Origin of the sequence: Shewanella sp. NIFS-20-20, from assembly GCF_019209865.1 — a bacterium.
Taxonomy (GTDB): Bacteria; Pseudomonadota; Gammaproteobacteria; order Enterobacterales; family Shewanellaceae; genus Shewanella.
This window is the reverse complement of sequence record NZ_JAHUTT010000131.1, coordinates 1-708: the sequence shown is the minus strand read 5'-3', so window position 1 is coordinate 708 and position 708 is coordinate 1. Positions and strand designations below refer to the sequence as shown.

Here is a 708-nt window from a genome sequence, read left to right as displayed (position 1 = left end):
TGAAATGCTCTTTGATGGTATCTATATTCATGGCAACTCCTCAAAAGAGGAGCATAAGATCACAGCTAGCTCATTAGGTCAATTTTGATTTGCCATTGGGCAAAAAACGTTCATGATCTGCCCCTGAGTTCAGGGGTTCGCCTTGTTTCATTATCGTTATTCCTCCTTTCGCGGTGAGCCGTCTATTTGGCTTGATGACTTACTAGTTGTAGGTAAGCATCGGTCAAAGGGCTATGGTGCTGAAATTATGCATGCTTTGAAAACGGAAGCTGAAAAGTCGTTAACTTCTCACATTTCATGGACAGCAAGTCCTTACAACACCAAAGCACATAAGTTTTACAAGAGGTTAGGAGCTGAAGTTGAACGAATGGATGGTCAACGACCGTATTTTCGTTGGGCAATATGCGGCTAATATGTAATAGCCAAGCGTTTTCCTCGGCCTCATATTTATCAATAAGCAAACATCAGCTAGAAAGCTTTCACTCACGTCGCTTATGTTCGTTTTCCGCGCATGTAACACCTCATATTTTTGGTTAAGTATAACTCTATGAAGTGTCTACTGTTCTAGGGGCTTACCACATTGATCTGATCCGCTAACTCTGGACACTTAACTAAGCACTATTTTCGATTCAAAATTCTCAGGGCTTAAATAGCCAAGTGAACTATGCCTTCTGGTTTTGTTGTAATCAACTTCTATGTACTCAAACA

The 708-nt window shown here is 40.8% G+C and carries 2 protein-coding genes; one reads left to right on the top strand and one right to left on the bottom strand.

Translation table 11 applies throughout. The annotated features are described in order from the left end of the window. The first annotated feature begins 142 nt into the window (after positions 1-142). The gene (locus KU855_RS19155; RefSeq protein ID WP_371316393.1) at positions 143-412 is read left to right on the top strand and encodes a GNAT family N-acetyltransferase; all 270 of its coding nucleotides are present in this window, start codon (positions 143-145) and stop codon (positions 410-412) included. Between the two features lie 195 nt (positions 413-607). Here KU855_RS19155 and KU855_RS18745 read toward each other — a convergent pair. Beyond that, the coding region (locus tag KU855_RS18745) for an IS3 family transposase (RefSeq protein WP_218532818.1) at positions 608-708 on the bottom strand (101 nt) is incomplete at its 5' end.